Source organism: Mycobacterium sp. MMS18-G62, from assembly GCF_053877835.1.
Genome location: NZ_CM132662.1, coordinates 5,647,143 through 5,664,374, shown reverse-complemented (window position 1 = coordinate 5,664,374; position 17,232 = coordinate 5,647,143). Strand labels below are relative to the sequence as shown.

At 65.1% G+C, this 17,232-nt stretch carries 18 protein-coding genes; 13 read left to right on the top strand and 5 right to left on the bottom strand.

The features are described from left to right. Positions 1–17: 17 nt before the first annotated feature. On the top strand, positions 18–227 hold the full coding sequence (locus tag ACWW36_RS28255; RefSeq protein WP_456139215.1) for a hypothetical protein: 210 nt from the start codon (positions 18–20) through the stop codon (positions 225–227). Between the two features lie 39 nt (positions 228–266). Beyond that, positions 267–422, top strand: a complete 156-nt coding sequence (locus ACWW36_RS28250; protein WP_456139214.1) for a hypothetical protein — start codon at positions 267–269, stop codon at positions 420–422. Positions 423–425: 3 nt separating this feature from the next. Here ACWW36_RS28250 and ACWW36_RS28245 read toward each other — a convergent pair whose 3' ends face one another. Further along, positions 426–1,049 (bottom strand): SACE_7040 family transcriptional regulator, encoded by a 624-nt coding sequence (locus tag ACWW36_RS28245; RefSeq protein WP_456142658.1) that lies wholly within the window; start codon positions 1,047–1,049, stop codon positions 426–428. A 92-nt stretch (positions 1,050–1,141) separates the two neighbouring features. Here ACWW36_RS28245 and ACWW36_RS28240 point away from each other — a divergent pair, with 92 nt between their 5' ends. From ACWW36_RS28240 to ACWW36_RS28215, 6 genes are read left to right on the top strand one after another with little or no spacing between them, the layout of a single operon-like run. After that, entirely contained in the window at positions 1,142–2,692 is a 1,551-nt protein-coding gene (locus ACWW36_RS28240; protein ID WP_456139213.1) for a carboxyl transferase domain-containing protein, read from the top strand. 3 nt (positions 2,693–2,695) lie between these two features. Continuing rightward, positions 2,696–4,708, top strand: coding sequence for an acetyl/propionyl/methylcrotonyl-CoA carboxylase subunit alpha (locus ACWW36_RS28235; RefSeq protein WP_456139212.1), 2,013 nt, complete (start codon positions 2,696–2,698; stop codon positions 4,706–4,708). Next, positions 4,701–5,864 (top strand): acyl-CoA dehydrogenase family protein, encoded by a 1,164-nt coding sequence (locus ACWW36_RS28230; protein ID WP_456139211.1) that lies wholly within the window; start codon positions 4,701–4,703, stop codon positions 5,862–5,864. The genes ACWW36_RS28235 and ACWW36_RS28230 overlap by 8 nt, the downstream gene beginning before the upstream one ends. Continuing rightward, positions 5,861–6,349: a MaoC family dehydratase gene (locus ACWW36_RS28225; RefSeq protein ID WP_456139210.1), complete on the top strand. Its 489-nt coding sequence runs from the start codon at positions 5,861–5,863 to the stop codon at positions 6,347–6,349. Before ACWW36_RS28230 ends, ACWW36_RS28225 begins: the two co-directional genes overlap by 4 nt. Further along, positions 6,349–7,155, top strand: a complete 807-nt coding sequence (locus ACWW36_RS28220; RefSeq protein WP_456139209.1) for an HpcH/HpaI aldolase/citrate lyase family protein — start codon at positions 6,349–6,351, stop codon at positions 7,153–7,155. Before ACWW36_RS28225 ends, ACWW36_RS28220 begins: the two co-directional genes overlap by 1 nt. 16 nt (positions 7,156–7,171) lie before the next feature. Next, entirely contained in the window at positions 7,172–7,636 is a 465-nt protein-coding gene (locus tag ACWW36_RS28215) for a MarR family winged helix-turn-helix transcriptional regulator (RefSeq protein WP_456139208.1), read from the top strand. Between the two features lie 150 nt (positions 7,637–7,786). On the opposite strand, the gene ACWW36_RS28210 is transcribed toward ACWW36_RS28215, so the two are convergent. Further along, the gene (locus tag ACWW36_RS28210; RefSeq protein ID WP_456139207.1) at positions 7,787–8,653 is read right to left on the bottom strand and encodes an LLM class flavin-dependent oxidoreductase; all 867 of its coding nucleotides are present in this window, start codon (positions 8,651–8,653) and stop codon (positions 7,787–7,789) included. Between the two features lie 56 nt (positions 8,654–8,709). On the opposite strand from ACWW36_RS28210, the gene ACWW36_RS28205 reads away from it, so the two are divergent. The 5 genes from ACWW36_RS28205 to ACWW36_RS28185 all read left to right on the top strand — a co-directional run bounded on the left by ACWW36_RS28205 (position 8,710) and on the right by ACWW36_RS28185 (position 14,725). After that, on the top strand, positions 8,710–9,855 hold the full coding sequence (locus ACWW36_RS28205; RefSeq protein WP_456139206.1) for a sulfotransferase family protein: 1,146 nt from the start codon (positions 8,710–8,712) through the stop codon (positions 9,853–9,855). Continuing rightward, positions 9,845–11,146: a DUF1214 domain-containing protein gene (locus tag ACWW36_RS28200; RefSeq protein WP_456139205.1), complete on the top strand. Its 1,302-nt coding sequence runs from the start codon at positions 9,845–9,847 to the stop codon at positions 11,144–11,146. Before ACWW36_RS28205 ends, ACWW36_RS28200 begins: the two co-directional genes overlap by 11 nt. A 225-nt stretch (positions 11,147–11,371) precedes the next feature. Continuing rightward, entirely contained in the window at positions 11,372–12,472 is a 1,101-nt protein-coding gene (gene pdhA / locus ACWW36_RS28195) for a pyruvate dehydrogenase (acetyl-transferring) E1 component subunit alpha (RefSeq protein WP_456139204.1), read from the top strand. 64 nt (positions 12,473–12,536) lie between these two features. Then, positions 12,537–13,532 (top strand): alpha-ketoacid dehydrogenase subunit beta, encoded by a 996-nt coding sequence (locus tag ACWW36_RS28190; RefSeq protein ID WP_456142657.1) that lies wholly within the window; start codon positions 12,537–12,539, stop codon positions 13,530–13,532. Then, entirely contained in the window at positions 13,529–14,725 is a 1,197-nt protein-coding gene (locus tag ACWW36_RS28185) for a dihydrolipoamide acetyltransferase family protein (RefSeq protein ID WP_456139203.1), read from the top strand. Before ACWW36_RS28190 ends, ACWW36_RS28185 begins: the two co-directional genes overlap by 4 nt. Here the strand turns inward: ACWW36_RS28185 and ACWW36_RS28180 are convergent, their stop codons facing one another. The 3 genes from ACWW36_RS28180 to ACWW36_RS28170 form a co-directional block, all read right to left on the bottom strand. Continuing rightward, entirely contained in the window at positions 14,726–14,983 is a 258-nt protein-coding gene (locus ACWW36_RS28180; protein ID WP_456139202.1) for a hypothetical protein, read from the bottom strand. A 60-nt stretch (positions 14,984–15,043) separates the two neighbouring features. Further along, complete coding sequence (locus tag ACWW36_RS28175) at positions 15,044–15,796, bottom strand: enoyl-CoA hydratase (RefSeq protein ID WP_456139201.1); 753 nt, start codon at positions 15,794–15,796, stop codon at positions 15,044–15,046. A gap of 137 nt (positions 15,797–15,933) precedes the next feature. Next, positions 15,934–17,148: an MFS transporter gene (locus ACWW36_RS28170; protein ID WP_456139200.1), complete on the bottom strand. Its 1,215-nt coding sequence runs from the start codon at positions 17,146–17,148 to the stop codon at positions 15,934–15,936. Positions 17,149–17,232: the final 84 nt, after the last annotated feature.

Sequence of the window (17,232 nt, the reverse complement as noted above, 5' to 3'; positions counted from 1 at the left end):
ACGGATGGAGGCGCAGCATGCGAGGTGGCGGAATTCTCGGCGTCATTGTGCTCGTCTGGTTGCTGATCGGTGTGGTGGCTGCTTATCAGCGCGACTACTTCAAGAATGGCGAAAGCAATTGCGCCACAGCAGGCAGCATCGCGCTGACGGTCGTTGCAGGACCGCTCAACTACGCGGGTGTCAACCCCAAGGTGACGAACTGCAATGTTCCCCAGCCGAGTCAGTAATCAACTGGCAGGCAATAACTCGGAAGAAATGGAGTGGAAATGATTGTCCTTGGAGCGATCCTGCTCATCCTAGGGTTGGTGTTCGGGATTTCGATCCTCACCTACATCGGGGTCGTACTGCTCGTGATCGGCGCCATCTTCTGGATCCTCGGGTCCGTGGGCCGGCCCGTCGGCGGCAGACGAGTCTGGTATTAACGCCTAGCGGCCAGCGCATTCGGCCGAGGTCAGGGCAGCGACCGTCATTGCTCGTAAGACGGCTCGCGAACCGGCCTCGGCCGTCTTCGCGGCACCGGGCTTCACGCTGTGCGGGGTCGAGTTCAACAGCCCGAACGTAGCGTGCGCCATCAGCCGCGCATCCGCTTCGCTGAGTGTGTCGTCAAGCTGGGTGAGCACATCGACCCAGATTTCGACGTATTGCCTTTGTGCCTTACGGACTTGACGCTTGGCGGTCGGCGGCAGGTGGCCGAGATCGCGGTCTTGGATCCGGATCAAATCGGATTCGCCGAGCGCGAAGTCCAGATGAAAATCGATCAAGCCGTCAAGTGCGGTGGCCGGATCTTCAGCACGCGCAACGACATCAGTGGCACCGGCCAATAGCCGCGTGCTGATCCCCACCAACAATTCGACCAGCAGCGCTTCCTTGTTGGGGAAATGCCGATAGATAGCGGGCCCGGAGACGCCCACCGCCGCACCGATGTCCTCAAGCCGCACCGCCAGGTACCCACGCTCAGCCACCAGCCGCTCGGCAGCGGCGATCAGTTGACTACGCCGATCCGACTTCGCCCTGCTGCGGCGCGTGGTGGCGGGCGTCGACGCGACCATCGGCTCCTCCCACCCGCTGGTAGACATTTCGGTTAATCGTGACTAACATACCACGAGTTAGTCGTCATTAACTCAAACGAACGGGTTTTCCGATGGCACCGCGCGCATCACACCGCGACGAGCATCTCGCGCTTGTCGATCAGCTGCGCGCGAAGCTGGCCACCGCCGCCCTCGGCGGCCCGGAGCGCGCCCGTGAACGCCACGTCAGCCGCGGCAAGCTGCTACCGCGCGACCGCGTCGACGGTCTGCTCGACCCAGGCAGCCCCTTCCTCGAACTCGCCCCGCTGGCCGCCGACGGCATGTACGACGACGAATGCCCCGGCGCGGGAATGATCGCGGGCATCGGGCGAGTATCCGGCCGCGAATGCATGATCGTGGCCAACGACGCGACGGTGAAGGGCGGCACCTACTACCCGATCACCGTCAAGAAGCATTTGCGCGCGCAGGAGATCGCCGGGCAGAACCGGCTGCCGTGCATCTATCTCGTCGACTCCGGCGGGGCGTTCCTGCCGCGCCAGGACGAGGTTTTCCCGGACCGCGAACACTTCGGTCGCATCTTCTACAACCAGGCCAACCTGTCCGCTGAAGGCATCCCGCAGATCGCCGCGGTGCTCGGGTCGTGCACGGCCGGCGGTGCATACGTGCCCGCGATGAGCGACGAGGCCGTGATCGTCCGCAACCAAGGCACTATCTTCCTCGGCGGCCCGCCCCTGGTGAAAGCCGCGACCGGCGAGGTGGTGACCGCCGAAGAGCTCGGCGGCGGAGACTTGCACTCCAAGACCTCCGGTGTCACAGACCATTTGGCGCACGACGACCGCGACGCGTTGCGGATCGTGCGCCGCATCGTCGCAACCCTCGGTCCGCGCACAGAGTTGCCGTGGGAAGTAACGCCGACGGTCGACGCCATTGCTGACCAGACCGAGCTGTATGACGTGGTCCCTGTCGATTCCCGGGTGCCCTACGACGTGCACGAGGTCATCACCCGAATCGTCGACGGTGGCGAATTCGCGGAGTTCAAAGCCGATTACGGCAGCACGCTGGTGACCGGGTTCGCCCGCATACACGGCCATCCCGTCGGCATCGTGGCGAACAACGGCGTGTTGTTCTCCGAATCGGCATTGAAGGGTGCGCATTTCATCGAGCTGTGCGACAAACGGATGACACCGCTGTTGTTCCTGCAGAACATCTCCGGCTTCATGGTGGGCCGCGACTACGAGGCGGGCGGCATCGCCAAACACGGCGCCAAGATGGTGACCGCGGTTGCCTGCGCGCGGGTACCAAAGCTGACAGTGGTCATCGGGGGCTCGTATGGCGCAGGCAATTATTCGATGTGCGGGCGCGCGTATTCCCCACGCTTCCTGTGGATGTGGCCGAACGCCCGCATTTCGGTGATGGGCGGCGAGCAGGCGGCCTCTGTGCTTGCGACCGTGCGCGGCGAGATGACCGCCGAAGAGGAAGAGAAGTTCAAGGCACCGATCCGTCAGCAGTACGAGGACCAGGGCAACCCGTACTACTCGACGGCGCGGCTGTGGGACGACGGCGTGATCGATCCTGCCGACACCAGAACAGTTCTCGGGCTGGCACTTTCGATCGTCGGACAGTCGCCGCTGGAGTCCGTTTCCTACGGCGTATTCCGGATGTGATGCATGAGGCTTGACACTGTCCTTGTTGCCAACCGCGGCGAGATCGCCGTGCGGGTGATCCGCACACTGCGGGCGATGGGCATCCGTTCGGTCGCGGTGTTCAGTGACGCCGACGCCGGTGCGCGCCACGTCGTGGAGGCCGACGTCGCCGTCGGCATCGGGCCCGCCCCCGCGCGGCAGAGCTACCTCAACATCGAAGCCGTCGTCGCGGCCGCGCGGCGCACCGGCGCCCAGGCCGTTCATCCCGGATACGGGTTCCTTTCCGAGAACGCCGAATTCGCCGCCGCGCTTTTGGACGCTGGCATCGTGTTCATCGGGCCGCCGGTCGCGGCGATCCAGACCATGGGCGACAAGATTGCCGCGAAGGCGGCGGTGTCGGCGTTCGGCGTGCCGGTCGTTCCTGGCGTATCCCGGCCCGGCCTCACCGACGCCGACCTGATCGCCGGCGCCGACGACGTCGGATACCCCGTCCTGGTGAAGCCATCGGCCGGTGGGGGCGGCAAGGGCATGCGGGTCGTGCATCAGCCGTCGGAACTGGCCGGCGCGCTGGCCAGCGCGCGCCGCGAGGCCGCAGCTGCGTTCGGTGACGACACGCTGTTCATCGAGCGATTCGTGTTGAACCCCAGGCATATCGAGGTGCAGGTACTCGCCGACGGGTACGGCAACGTCGTACACCTCGGCGAGCGTGAATGCAGCCTCCAGCGGCGCCACCAGAAGGTCATAGAGGAGGCGCCCTCACCGCTGCTCGACGAGGCCACCCGAGCGCGCATCGGTGCGGCTGCCTGCGACACCGCCCGCAGCGTCGACTACACCGGCGCAGGCACAGTCGAATTCATCGTGTCCGCGGACCGGCCCGACGAGTTCTTTTTCATGGAAATGAACACCCGCCTTCAGGTCGAGCACCCCGTGACCGAGATGGTCACGGGCATCGACCTGGTGGAGCAGCAGGTGCACATCGCGGCAGGCGAGAAGCTGCCGATCGCCCAGGACGACATCACCATGAGTGGGCACGCCATCGAAGCCCGCATCTACGCCGAGGATCCGGCGAACGGGTTCTTGCCCACAGGCGGTGACGTGCTCGATCTGACCGAACCTCGCGGTCAGGGAGTCCGGGTGGATTCCGGGTTGGCCCGCGGCACCGTGGTCGGTAGCGACTACGACCCCATGCTCGCCAAGGTCATCGCCCACGCCGGTGATCGCGAGGGCGCGCTTCGCGCGCTGGATCGAGCGTTGGCCGATACCGCCGTCCTCGGTGTCACCACCAACATCGAGTTCCTCCGCTTCCTGCTGACCGATCCGGACGTGGTCGCCGGCCGCCTGGACACCGGACTGCTGGACCGCCGCACGCCTGACTACTCTCCTGCGCTGCCCGGTGACGACGAGCTGATCGCCGCCGCGGCATACAAATGGCTGCGCGCGTGGCCCGCGCGAGTCGGTGACTTGTGGGAGGTGCCGACGGGATGGCGGATGGGGGAGCGGGCACCGACGACGTTCCGCCTGCATGCGGGTGAGCGAACCGATCATGTCTACCTCACGGGCTCACCGACAGCGGCGACCGCAGTCGTCGAAGATGGCGAAACACATTCCCTCGCAGCGTCACTCGACGGTGACCGGCTGGCGCTCACGCTTGACGGAGTGCGCACCGAATACCTCGTCGCTGCCGCCGACGGCCAGATCTGGCTGTCCGGCGCAGGGCACACCGCGGTTATCGATGAGCTGAGAGAACCTCCGGTCCGGCCAGACGACGAGCACAGCGGCGACGCCGAGCTCACCAGCCCGATGCCCGGTTCGGTTGTGGCCGTTGGCGTTGCGGACGGCGAGCGGGTCGAAGCGGGCACCGTCGTGGTCACCGTCGAGGCCATGAAGATGGAACACGCGCTCGCCGCGCCGATACACGGCGTGGTCGAACTACTCGTCGCCACCGGCGACCAGGTCAAGGTGGGCCAGCCGTTGGCCAGAATCGCCGCCGGCGGAGCCGGCAATCCAGCAGAAGTGAAAGAAGAAGCACATGACTGACTTTCTTGCCACCGGCATGCTGCCCGACCACTACGAGCAGCTCGCCAAGACGGTGCGCGACTTCGCCCAGAGCGTGGTGGCGCCCGTGTCTGCCAAACATGACGAAGAGCATTCGTTCCCGTACGAGGTGGTGTCCGGCATGGCCGACATGGGCCTGTTCGGGCTGCCGTTTCCGGAGGAATACGGCGGCATGGGCGGCGACTACTTCGCGTTGTGCCTTGCGCTCGAGGAACTCGGCAAGGTCGACCAGAGCGTGGCGATCACGTTGGAAGCCGGTGTCTCACTGGGCGCGATGCCGGTGTACCGCTTCGGAAACGACGCGCAGAAGCAGGAATGGCTGCCGCTGTTGGCCAGCGGCAAGGCCCTCGGCGCGTTCGGCCTGACCGAACCCGGTGGCGGTACCGACGCGGGAGCGACCAAGACGACTGCCAAGATGGATGGATCAACGTGGGTCATCAACGGCAGCAAGCAATTCATCACCAACTCCGGCACCGACATCACCAAACTCGTGACGGTCACTGCGGTTACCGGCGAACGCGAAGACGGCGGCAAGGAGATCTCGTCAATCCTGGTGCCCGTTCCCACTCCGGGGTTCACCGCGGAACCCGCGTATAACAAGGTCGGCTGGAACGCCTCGGACACTCACCCGCTGAGCTTCGACGATGTGCGGGTACCGGCCGAGAATCTGCTCGGCGAGCGCGGCCGCGGCTACGCCAACTTCCTGCGCATCCTCGACGAGGGCCGCATCGCGATCGCCGCTCTGTCGGTCGGCGCCGCGCAGGGCTGCGTGGACGAGAGCATCAAGTACGCCAAGGAACGCGAAGCGTTCGGCCAGAAGATCGGCGCGAATCAAGCCATCGCGTTCAAGATCGCGCGTATGGAGGCCCGTGCGCACACCGCGCGCACGGCCTACTACGACGCGGCGGCGTTGATGTTGTCGGGCAAGCCGTTCAAGAAGCAGGCCGCGATCGCCAAACTGGTGGCCAGCGAGGCGGCGATGGACAATGCCCGCGACGCCACGCAGATCTTCGGCGGCTACGGTTTCATGAACGAGTTCGCCGTGGCGCGGCACTACCGCGACAGCAAGATCCTCGAAATCGGGGAGGGGACAACGGAGGTGCAGTTGATGCTCATCGCCAGGCAGGCCGGCCTATGACCGACGGTCCCGTCGTCGAACAGCGTGGTCTGTGGTACGAGGAATTCGAACCTGGCACCACGTATCTGCACCGCCCCGGCCGCACGATCACCGAGGCCGACAACGTCTTGTTCACGACGTTGACGATGAACACCCAGGCGCTGCATCTGGACGCGGCGTTCGCCGACGCGTTGCCGCCGTTTCATGCGCGGCTGGTCAATTCGATGTTCACCCTGTCGACGATGGTGGGGTTGTCGGTCGCGCAACTGACTCAGGGCACTATCGTGGCGAACCTCGGCTTTTCCGAAATCGCCTTTCCCAAACCGCTTTTCCATGGCGATACGTTGTATGCAGAGACGCTGGTGACGGAGAAGCGCGAATCCAAGAGCCGACCCGGCGAAGGTGTCGTCACCCTTGCGCACACGGCACGGAATCAGCACGGTGATGTGGTGGCCACCGCCGTCCGAAAGACCATGGTGCGCAAGCGTCCCGCCGGGGAGAAGTAATGGCGCTCGAGCAGACGGGCCCCGCGTGGTTGTTCTGCCCGGCGGACCGGCCGGAGCGCTTCGAAAAGGCCGCCGCGGCTGCCGATGTCGTGATCCTCGACCTCGAAGACGGTGTGGCGGCCAAGGACCGCGAAGCGGCCCGCGCCGCATTGGTCGAGACGCCGCTTGATCCTGACCGCACGGTGGTCCGTGTCAACCCGAGCGCGACCGCCGACCATCAACTCGACCTGGAAGCGCTGTCGCGCACGTCCTATACCACGGTGATGTTGGCGAAAACCGAAGATCCACAACAGATTCGTGACCTGACGCCCCTGGACGTCGTGGTGCTCATCGAGACGCCGCTTGGCGCAATCGCGGTCAACGATTTGGTGAGGATGGACAACGCCACGGCTCTGATGTGGGGTGCCGAGGACTTGTTCGCGGTGCTGGGCGGGACAGCCAACAGATACCCGGACGGCACCTATCGCGAGGTGGCTAAGCACGTGCGGTCGCAGACCCTGCTGGCGGCCAAGGCGTACGGACGGATGGCGCTCGATTCGGTGTATCTGGACATCAAGAACCTCGACGGGCTGCGCGCCGAGGTCGACGACGCGGTCGCGGTGGGCTTTGACGCCAAGGTGGCGATCCACCCGTCGCAGGTTGCGGTCATCCGCGACGGGTACACGCCGACACCCGACCAAGTGGAATGGGCGCGCGCAGTGCTGGCCAGGGTCGCCGACGAGCGGGGCGTGTTCCAACACGACGGCTTGATGGTCGACGCTCCCGTGCTTCGGCGTGCCGAACGGATCGTCGCGCTCGCGCCGTAGCGTGCATGATGTGCCAATGTCGGGTCGGCAAGAGTCGCTGGATTCCATCAACCACACGCTCGCCCGCGTGATGCGGCTGAGCGGAAGCCGGTCGATGTTCGCGCGACAGGCCGCGGCCGCCGATGTTGACCTGTCGCAACCGTCGTACGTCCTGTTGCGCACCCTGATCGATGAGGGTCCGCTCCCGATGGGCGCCTTGTCCCGAATCGCCCACATGGATATGGGAATGGCCACGCGGCAGGTGAGTGGGCTTGTGGACGCCGGACTCGTAACGCGAGAGCTGGATCCTGCGGATGGCCGCATCTCACTGGTGGCCGCGACCGCGGACGGCAAGCGGGTTGCTGGGTCGCTGCAAGGCGTGCGACGGCGTCACCTGGAGCGCGCGCTTTCGCGCTGGTCGGCCGCGGAGCTAGAGGATTTCAACCGACTGTTGACGCGGTTCCTCGCCGATACGACCGCGACCGCGATAGACGACGCCTAGGTCTCCTGCTTCAGTTCGGCGACGCATGCCGCCAGCAGTTCGTCGTCACGCGTATCACCGAGCGGAGGCAGTACAACCCCGTCCGCCACATCTGCGAATCTCGTTGTGAGGAGCGCGGGTAGCTCGTCATAGCGACCGCAGATGAGAAGCTCATCGAGCACCGCATCGCTGAGGACAGACGGCAGTTCGTCCCAGAGCCTCCGTGCGGACCAGAGCCCGAAGCTGCTCGGGCAGTTCGGTCCAGCGTCGCCGCTGCAGCGCCGTTGCGTACGCCGGGGTTGAGTACAAGAAGGCAAGCATGCGGCGTTGTCGTTCCCGTTCGCGGGCAACCGCGGCGTCGCTGCCTCCGGTGGCGATGGCCGTCGACGCCATGATCAGCGGGTCGACGGTGCGCCCGGCTTTGGCGGCGCCTCGGCGCAGCGCTGGACGGACGACGTCGCGTAGATATGCGGGGTCGGAGTTCGTCGAGTGGGTGACGACGCCGTGGGCCACTTCGCCGGCGAGTTCGCACATGCCGGCGTTCACCGCGCCCAACCAGATGGGGGGCGTCACGGCATCGCTGGGTCCAGGATTGAAGTATGGCTGCATGCGGGTCAACCGATAGTGCTCGCCCTCGTAGTGCACGGGACCGCCCGTGCGGAATGCGCTGAACAGTGCGTCCAATGCACCGACGTAATCCCTTAAACGCGAGCGGGGTTCGCTCCACGGCATGCCGTAGCGATCCTGGATGTTCTGTTTGATCTGAGTGCCTAGCCCTAACTCGAACCGTCCGCCGGACAGCGTCGACAGGTCCCAGGCCGCGTACGCCACCAGGGTCGGGCTGCGGACGAACGCCAGCGTCACCGCGGTGCGAACGGTCACCCGCGTGGTGTGCTCAACGGCCAAGAGGGCGACCGCGAGTGAATCGTGAATCGTCTCAGCGACGTGCAGGCCGTCGAACCCCAGTTGCTCGACGCGTCGCGCGTAGGCGCCGACCGCAGCCAGCAGCTGCGGGTCCACCACGGCATACACCTTCATGTCCGGACCTTATCATTTGCTTGACATTGTCAAATTTCTACGATTAACCTCCCTTCATGGTCGGCTTCTACTTCGACTGGGCCAACTACCGCACGATGCTCAGGTTGTTGCGTCAGGAACCAAATCCAGCGCAACGTCGAAAGATGTTCGGCACCTTCCTGATCGCCGTGCCGGTCATCGTCGCCGTCCACGCAATCTGTTTCGCCCTGGATCCGGTTCTTTTCCCGTCGTTGCGACGCACGCAGGTGCGTGAGCCGGTCTTCTCTGTCGGACATGCCAGAAGCGGCACGACGTATCTTCATCGACTGATGGCCAAAGACCCACAGTTCAGCTACGTCCTGATGTACGAGATGTTCTTCCCGTCGCTGTTGGAAAAACGCCTCCTGCGATTGCTGTTTCGAATCGACGACATGTTCGGTAAGCGCTTGCGGCGGAAACTCGACGCGATTGAAGAGCGCGCCTTCGCCGAGACGAACGATATGCACAGAACAGGATTCTTCGCGCCAGAGGAGGACGACTTCCTGCTCACATGGTCATTGGCATCCGGTTTCTGGATCGTCATGTTCCCCTACATGGGGGAGTTGGACTTCTACCACGTCGACCACTGGCGCGCACACAAGCGCCGGCGCGTGATGACCTTCTACAAGGAATGCGTGCGCCGCCAGCTGGCCTTGAACGGCGGCGGAATCCATTTGAGTAAGAACCCGACGTTCTGCGGCCGCGTCGAAGCCCTCATCGAGGCGTTTCCGGACGCCAGATTCGTTGTTCCAGTGCGCAATCCGTACGAGACGATCCCGAGCCTGCTGAAGATGCTGCAGACCGCGTGGAGGTTGCGCGGCCGCGACGACCACTTGATCAACAACTCCCTGCGCGTGCTGGCCGACCAGTCGTTCGACGCGTATGAACACCCCCTCGAAGTCTTGGCCAGACATCCGGAGACGCGTTCGTGTGTCGTCGATTATCGGGACCTGGTGAGCCAGCCCGAGGCCACCATGCGCCGCGTCTACGACGAGCTCGGGCTCGAACTCGGGCCGGCGGCCGCCGAAGCGATCCATAGTGCCCGCGGCGGAGCGCATGAGTCGACCCATCGCTACAGCCTCGAAGAATTCGGCCTTGACCCCGATGAGATCCATACCCACCTCGCCGCGCTTTTCGAGCGCTTCGGATGGGATGTCGAAGGAGAGCACGCACGTGTCCACTGACCCCACCGCGCCCGCGCTCCGCGCGGCGTGGACTGACTTGATCGACGGGCTGAACAGGGCCCGCAATGCGATCGACTCACCAGATCTGCACGCACCGCCGGAGACCGAGCGCGGACTCGCGGAAGGCTATCGCTATCTGCTCGGCTTTGCGTTCAGCGCGATCGAACGCGCCTTCTGTGAAGATTCCGACTTCCCGTACTTCCGGCGCGCCATCCAACCCGTCGACAAGGCGACCATCGACAACGCCGACGCCTTGTACCTGTCGGCCTCGATCGACGGCGCAAAGACTTATCGGGTGCGAGGCCGGCTGGCCGGATCGAAGCCGCCGCAGTACATGATCTTCGAGGCGCACACCGCATACGCCGGCGACTCGGGCAGCCTGGCGGAACTCAGCCCGAGCGAACGTGCCATCACCGGGTCGTTGGACAGCACCGATCTGATCATCGGCGACGACGGTCGGTTCGAGATCCTCGTCGCCCCGCAGAGGCCCCCCGAGCACACCGGCAACTTCGTTGCCGGCGCCGACGGCGCCAAGACCGCGCGCTATCTCATCGTCCGGATGCTCTTCCACGACTGGGAAAACGAGATATCGCCGGATCTGCACATCGTCCAGGTAGGTCGGGAAGGCGGCCATCCACGGCCTATCGACCCACCAGCCGCGGCCACGAAGATCCGCCGAGTCGGCGAAATCGTCGAAAACCAGATGAAGTTCTGGAATGAGTTCTACGACTTGATTCTCGAGGCCCACGGCGACAGGAACGGCGATGGGCAGACGTTCATGCCGACCAACGGACTCAACGAGCCCGCGCGGGCGAACCTCGCGACCGGCGGTGGGCAATGCACCAACGTCTACTCCGGCGGAATGTTCGACCTCGCTCCCGACGAGGCCCTCCTGATCGAAGTCGACGTCCCAGTCAAACCCTCCTATACGGGATTTCATCTGGGCAACCTCTGGGGCGAGTCATTGGACTACGCCAATCATGTGACCAGCCTGAACGGGTTTCAGGCCGAGACCGACGCCGACGGAATCACCCGCTACGTCGTTGCCCACACCGACCCGGGCGTGCCGAACTGGCTGGACACCACCGGACTGCGGCGAGGGTTCCTGACCGTGCGGTGGACGTATCCCGTGCCGCCGGACGAACTCCCGAAGGTGAACGTGAGCAAGCTGCCGCTCGCCGGCATCCGACAACAACTGCCCGCTTCCACGCGCCTCGTCTCACCCGACGAACGCCGCGAGCAGATCCGGATCCGTCAAGCACACGTGCAGCGCCGATATCGGCAGTACTGACACCGACACGTCGCCGCCGCGCCCCGCGATGAGCCGGGCGTACCTCGATACGAGCGCATAATGGAATTGCCCCAGTGCTGCGGCGAGCAGAGCGCATCGTCGGCCTAGCGCCCCACCCCGGTGGCTAGCTGACAGCCTCTCACCAGGGGTTTTGCTCTGACCGCCTCCGCGCTGAGCACCTCGCGGTCTGACGGCGGAACATGCCGTCACCGAAAAGGAGGCGGTATGGCTGATGTATCTGCGGCGACTGACGTGCCCCTGGCCGTCGACGTTGAGCCGGTCCAACTTGTCGCCCCCGACGGGGCCCCGACGTCTGAGAACCGCTACAGCCGGGATCTTCCACCCGAAACGCTGAGCTGGCTCTACGAGATGATGGTCGTTACGCGCGACCTCGACGTCGAGTTCGTCAACCTGCAGCGGCAGGGTGAACTGGCGCTCTTCGCGTCGTGCCGGGGCCAGGAGGCGGCCCAGATCGGGGCGGCGGCGTGCCTGCGTAAGACCGACTGGTTGTTCCCGCAATATCGCGAGATCGGCGCTTTCCTCCTGCGCGGCATCACGCCGGGCCAAATGGGCGCCGTTTGGCGGGGCAAGTGGCACGGCGGGCTGGAATTCACGAAGAAGTGCGTCGCCCCCATCGCCATTCCCATCGGCACGCACGGCTTGCACGCGGTCGGGGCCGCGATGGCCGCGCAACGGCTTGGCGAGGATTCGGTGACCGTGGCGTTCCTCGGAGACGGCGCCACGAGCGAGGGCGACGCCCACGAGGCGTTCAACCTCGCCTCGGTGTACAAGGCGCCGTGCGTGTTCTTCATCCAGAACAACCAATGGGCGATCTCGGTGCCCGTCAGCCATCAGATGGCAGGACCGTCGATCGCGCACCGGGCCATCGGCTATGGGATGCCGGGCATCCGGGTCGACGGCAACGACGTGCTGGCCTGCTACGCGGTGATGACCGAGGCCGCCGAGCGGGCACGTGGGGGCGGTGGCCCGACGCTGATCGAAGCGATCACCTACCGGGTCGGCCCGCACACCACGTCCGACGACCCGACCCGATATCGCTCGCAAGAGGAGGTCGACCTCTGGACAGCGCGCGATCCAATTGCGCGATATCGCAACTATTTACAGTCCGTCGGGGTGTGGACGGAACGGTTGGAGGAGCGGGTCGCGGCCAGGTCGAAGCGTCTGCGCGGCGAGCTACGCCAGTCGGTGGTCGAGGCTGACGACTTCGACATCACCGAGATGTTCGACACCGTATACCACGACATCACCCCAGCGTTGGCGGATCAGCGTCGGAAGCTGCTGGCCGAATTGGCGAAGGAGGCCTGACATGACGCAGATCATCGAACGACCCCCGATGCACGGCGACGATACGCCGGAGCCACGCGGACCGATGCTGACGGCCGTACCGACGGCACCGACCCTGACCATGGTGCAGGCGATCAACCGCGCGCTGCACGACGCGATGGCGGCAGATGAGCGGGTGCTCGTCTTCGGTGAAGACGTCGCCAAGCTCGGCGGCGTGTTCCGGGTGACCGAGGGCCTGGCCGAAACCTTCGGTGACCAACGCTGTTTCGACACACCGCTGGCCGAGTCGGCGATCGTCGGGATTGCGATCGGCTTCGCAATTCGCGGGTTTGTACCCGTACCAGAAATCCAGTTCGACGGGTTCTCTGCCCCTGCGTTCGATCAGATCGTCAGTCACTTGGCGAAGTACCGCATGCGCACCCGCGGCGACGTGGACATGCCGGTCACGATTCGCATTCCGTCGTTCGGCGGCATCGGTGCGGTGGAGCATCATTCGGAGTCCACGGAAAGCTACTGGCTTCACACCGCCGGGCTCAAAGTGGTGGCGCCGTCAACCCCGTCGGACGCGTATTGGCTGCTGCGGCAGGCAATCACCAGTCGCGATCCGGTCATCTACCTTGAACCCAAGCGCCGGTATTGGGCGAAGGAACCCGTCGACACCAACGCACCGGCGCTGCCGATCGGGCGGGCAGCGATCAGACGACCCGGCGAGGACGTCACGGTGCTGACGTACGGCCCTCTCGTCGCGACTGCTCTCAGCGCTGCGGAGTTGGCCGCCGACCGTTGGAGTCTCGAAGTCGTCGACCTGCGATCGTTGAACCCGCTCGACTTCGAGACCGTCGCGGAGTCAGTGCGCAGAACTGGGCGTGCCGTGGTGATGCATGAGGGCCCGCGCACATTGGGGTTCGGCGCCGAGTTGGCCGCGAGGATTCAGGAGGAGCTGTTCTACGACCTGGAGGCACCCGTGTTGCGCGCCACCGGTTTTGACACGCCGTATCCGCCAGCGCGGCTGGAGAAGTTGTGGCTGCCAGGGCCGGATCGACTGCTGGATTGCGTCGAGCGGGCGATGGAACAGCCATGAGCGAGCCCGGCGTACGAGACTTTCTGGTACCCGACCTAGGGGAGGGGCTCGAGGATGCGACCATCACCAATTGGAGCGTCGCGGTCGGCGACGAGGTCGAATTGAACCAGACGTTGTGCACGGTCGAAACGAACAAGGCCGAGGTCGAGATTCCGAGTCCATATGCCGGTCGCGTCGTCGAACTCGGTGGCGCCGAAGGGGAGACGCTGGACGTCGGCGCCGTCCTGATTCGCATCGCCACCTCTGAGGCGCAGACTGTACCGTCGCAGAACGGCAGCCCCAAGCGTAAGCCGGTGCTCGTCGGCTACGGCACGGACGACGAGATGGACAGCAGCAGGCGGGGATCCGTCGGCGCACGCCCACGGGCGAAGCCGCTGGTGCGAAAGCTGGCCGCCGAGTTGAACGTTGACCTGGCGCATGTGACGGGTTCGGGCCCGGATGGAATCATCACACGCGAGGACGTGTTGGCCGCCGCGGGCAGGTCGGCGCCCAGTCCCGACATGGTGACGGTGCGCGGTGTGCAGGCCGAGATGGCGCATCGAATGACCGTGTCGCGCAGGGAGATTCCGGACGCACATGCAGGCGTGCAGGTCGACTGCGCGGGCCTGTTGCGGCTGCGCGATCGGATGCGCGACATCGCGGGCGAAGACGCACCCGTCACGCCGTTCGTGCTGACACTGCGGCTGCTGACGATCGCGTTGCGGCATCACCCGAACCTGAACTCGACGTGGGTCGATACCACCGAAGGGCCTCAGATTCACCTGCATTCGGCGGTGCATCTGGGCTTCGGTGTGGCCGCACCGCGTGGTCTTCTGGTGCCCGTCGTCAGCGATGCGCAAGACAAGACCACGCGGGAACTGGCCGACGTCGTGTCCCGGCTCATTCGCGACGCCCGGGCAGGCACGCTCAAGCCGTCCGACCTGCAAGGCTCGACCTTCACAGTGTCGAACTTCGGTGCACTCGGGTTGGACGACGGTGTGCCGGTGATCAACTACCCGGAGGCGGCCATTCTCGGGATGGGCTCACTCAAACCGCGGCCGGTCGTCATCGACGGCGAAGTGATCTCACGGCCGACCATGTCACTGACGTGTGCGTTCGACCATCGCATCGTTGACGGCGCTCAGGTGGCGGCGTTCCTGAATGAACTGCGCGACCTCATCGAGTCGCCGGAATTGGCGCTGCTGGACCTCTGATCAGCAGGGATCGCCGTCAGGCGTGAAGTACGGCACGCCTTCTTCGGTGTAGCAGGGAATTTCGCCCGGATAGTACGGTACGTGCGACGACGCGACGGCCACGGCTGCCGCGTCACCGGCGATGTCGGTGCAGCCACCCACGGAGAAATGGCGTCCGCCCCCGGCAGCGCACACGTCGGCATTCGCAGCCGGTGCTATGACCACCGGCACTACCGCAATTCCCACAGCCGCAGATAGCACTGCTGCCAGCTTCTTCATTTCATGCCCCCTTCTCGGCCCGGCCCACTGCAGCGTATGCCGCAATCGGCTCGCTGCGGGTCACTTTCGCTGTGCGGCTGCCAGCCTCCTGGCGAATTCGGGCGATGTGATCGAGTCGGCCTGCGGCCCAATCTCGGTGTCGACGGCGATCCGATGCTGCTCGGTGTCGACGACGCCGGGGTTGGCGGTTGCGCGCATGGATGCCTTGGTGGCGATGACGACTTCGCGTGGTGCGGCGGCGGGGCCGGCTGCCAGTTCACGTGCGGCGGCTACCGGATCGTCGGCGACCGTGAGCGCAAGTCCGTAGCGCACCGCGGCCTCGGCGTCGAAGCGCATGCCGAAAAGCATTGAGGCGCGAGCCACTTGCGGACCGACCGCACGCTGCAGCATCCATGTCGCGCCACCGCCAGGATGGATGCCGAGCTTCTGGAAGCGCGGATCGAAAAGCGCTGCGGGACCGGCGATTCGCACATCGGCGGCCAGCGCCAGGTTCAACCCCGCGCCGACGGCAGCCCCGTTGACCGCCGCGATCGTCGGCAGCGCGCAGTTGGCGACCGCGAGGAAACCGTCGTAGATGCCGCGCAATCCGTCTTCCGTTGCGGCGCCGAGCGCGGTCAGGTTGGCGCCGGCGCAGAACGCCTTCCCGGCACCGGTCACGATGACCGCGTGCACGTCCGGATCGGCTTCGACCGTATCGATGGCCGCGCGCAGCGCCGCCGAGATCTCCGCGGTGACCGCGTTGCGGCGTTCAGGGTCGTTGACGGTGATGACGGCGACGCGCTCGTCGACCTGGACCAGTACTGGATCGGACACGGCCTCAGCTTAAGGGTGCCGAACGCTCAGGCGTGTGCGGCGGGTTCGTAGTTGTTGTCCTCCACCCGTTTCTTGCCGGTTGAAGGAGATGACGAATAGGCCGACCGTATTTCGACACCCGTCACCTCGAATCCGTGTCAGGTCCGTACGCGCTTTGGCGATCGGATGGTGCGGCGAGCGGTGAGCGTGATGACCATGGCCAGCGCAACCGCACCCGCGCTCACGGCGGTGGTGATGTGCCAGCCGAACCATCCGACTGCGGCCGCGCCGAATGCGGCCCCAAGACTGCCACCGATGAAGTAGACGAACATGTACGCACTGTTGAACCGGGCTGGCGCGGATGGGTCGATCGCCAGCACGGTGCTCTGGTTCGCTACTTGGGCCGCGAATAGTCCAGCGTCGAACACCCCAAGGCAGATAAGGGTGACAGGGGTGTTGGATAAGCAAGCACCGAGTGTCGCTGCGGCGATGAGGGCCAACGCCAGGCCGACCAGGATCACTTTGCGTGCGCCGACCCTATCCGTCCACACGCCGGCGATCCGGGTCGCGACGATACCCAGCAGGCCGGCGAAGGCGAACAGGCCAATGTGTTCCGACGAATACGAAAACGGCGGCTGCGACAGCGCGACCGCAAGGCCGGCCCACACGGCGCAAAACGTGAAGAACCAAAGGGATCCGCGCGCAGCAGCAAGCCGAAGCGCAGGAAAACGGAGATACAGGCCCGGAAGCGCGCGAAGCGATGCGAAGTATCCCGCCGTGACACTGCCGGCCGCGACAGGGAGCGCGAAGAACGCATACAACGCGACTGCGCCGCACACGATCGCAAGGGTCAAAAGGGTTCCACGCCAGCTAATCTCGCCGTCAAGCCACCCACCAATGATTCGTCCCGCGAGTATTCCTGCCGAGATTCCTGCGGTTACGATCCCCAGGATCGTGGCGCGCCGCCGAGGGTTCGCGAACCGCCCTGCTATCGAACTCAATTGCGCACCGACCGAAGATCCAGCGCCGATCAGACCTGTGGTGAGGCCGAGAAGCCACGGTGCGCCGACGCTCGCGCTGACGGCCAACACCACGGCCAGCGCGCCGAACTGCGTTGACAGCACATGCCTTGGCGCAAACCTGTCCACGAGAGGCACGAGCAACGCGAGTCCGAGGAGGTACCCGAGTGGCCCGCAGGCGAGGGCAACGCCAACCGCTGTAATCGATGTATTCAGAGAATCAGCGACGTCGGCGATCGCTGGCTGCAGCGGATAAATGCTGGAAGTGCCCAGGGCGGCCGCGACCGCCATGAACCAAACAACGGGGGTTTTCAGGGTTTCGGAGCGTGTATCCGCGATGACGTCGGTTTGCATGGCACCGACGGTAGGAAGGCGACCGCCTGGGATGCTGGCGGAAAACGGACACCACCGTCGGGCGGCCGAGCATCAATCCGTCAT

What these genes read in the sequence shown, in the direction of transcription:
- ACWW36_RS28230 (WP_456139211.1), top strand. Translation starts at nt 4,701, where the DNA reads ATGACTGACTTTCTTGCCACCGGCATGCTGCCCGACCACTACGAGCAG.
- ACWW36_RS28250 (WP_456139214.1), top strand. Translation starts at nt 267, where the DNA reads ATGATTGTCCTTGGAGCGATCCTGCTCATCCTAGGGTTGGTGTTCGGG.
- ACWW36_RS28170 (WP_456139200.1), bottom strand. Translation starts at nt 17,148, where the DNA reads ATGCAAACCGACGTCATCGCGGATACACGCTCCGAAACCCTGAAAACC.
- ACWW36_RS28225 (WP_456139210.1), top strand. Translation starts at nt 5,861, where the DNA reads ATGACCGACGGTCCCGTCGTCGAACAGCGTGGTCTGTGGTACGAGGAA.
- ACWW36_RS28255 (WP_456139215.1), top strand. Translation starts at nt 18, where the DNA reads ATGCGAGGTGGCGGAATTCTCGGCGTCATTGTGCTCGTCTGGTTGCTG.
- ACWW36_RS28245 (WP_456142658.1), bottom strand. Translation starts at nt 1,049, where the DNA reads ATGGTCGCGTCGACGCCCGCCACCACGCGCCGCAGCAGGGCGAAGTCG.
- pdhA (WP_456139204.1), top strand. Translation starts at nt 11,372, where the DNA reads ATGGCTGATGTATCTGCGGCGACTGACGTGCCCCTGGCCGTCGACGTT.
- ACWW36_RS28240 (WP_456139213.1), top strand. Translation starts at nt 1,142, where the DNA reads ATGGCACCGCGCGCATCACACCGCGACGAGCATCTCGCGCTTGTCGAT.
- ACWW36_RS28220 (WP_456139209.1), top strand. Translation starts at nt 6,349, where the DNA reads ATGGCGCTCGAGCAGACGGGCCCCGCGTGGTTGTTCTGCCCGGCGGAC.
- ACWW36_RS28205 (WP_456139206.1), top strand. Translation starts at nt 8,710, where the DNA reads ATGGTCGGCTTCTACTTCGACTGGGCCAACTACCGCACGATGCTCAGG.
- ACWW36_RS28210 (WP_456139207.1), bottom strand. Translation starts at nt 8,653, where the DNA reads ATGAAGGTGTATGCCGTGGTGGACCCGCAGCTGCTGGCTGCGGTCGGC.
- ACWW36_RS28185 (WP_456139203.1), top strand. Translation starts at nt 13,529, where the DNA reads ATGAGCGAGCCCGGCGTACGAGACTTTCTGGTACCCGACCTAGGGGAG.
- ACWW36_RS28190 (WP_456142657.1), top strand. Translation starts at nt 12,537, where the DNA reads ATGCTGACGGCCGTACCGACGGCACCGACCCTGACCATGGTGCAGGCG.
- ACWW36_RS28215 (WP_456139208.1), top strand. Translation starts at nt 7,172, where the DNA reads ATGTCGGGTCGGCAAGAGTCGCTGGATTCCATCAACCACACGCTCGCC.
- ACWW36_RS28235 (WP_456139212.1), top strand. Translation starts at nt 2,696, where the DNA reads ATGAGGCTTGACACTGTCCTTGTTGCCAACCGCGGCGAGATCGCCGTG.
- ACWW36_RS28180 (WP_456139202.1), bottom strand. Translation starts at nt 14,983, where the DNA reads ATGAAGAAGCTGGCAGCAGTGCTATCTGCGGCTGTGGGAATTGCGGTA.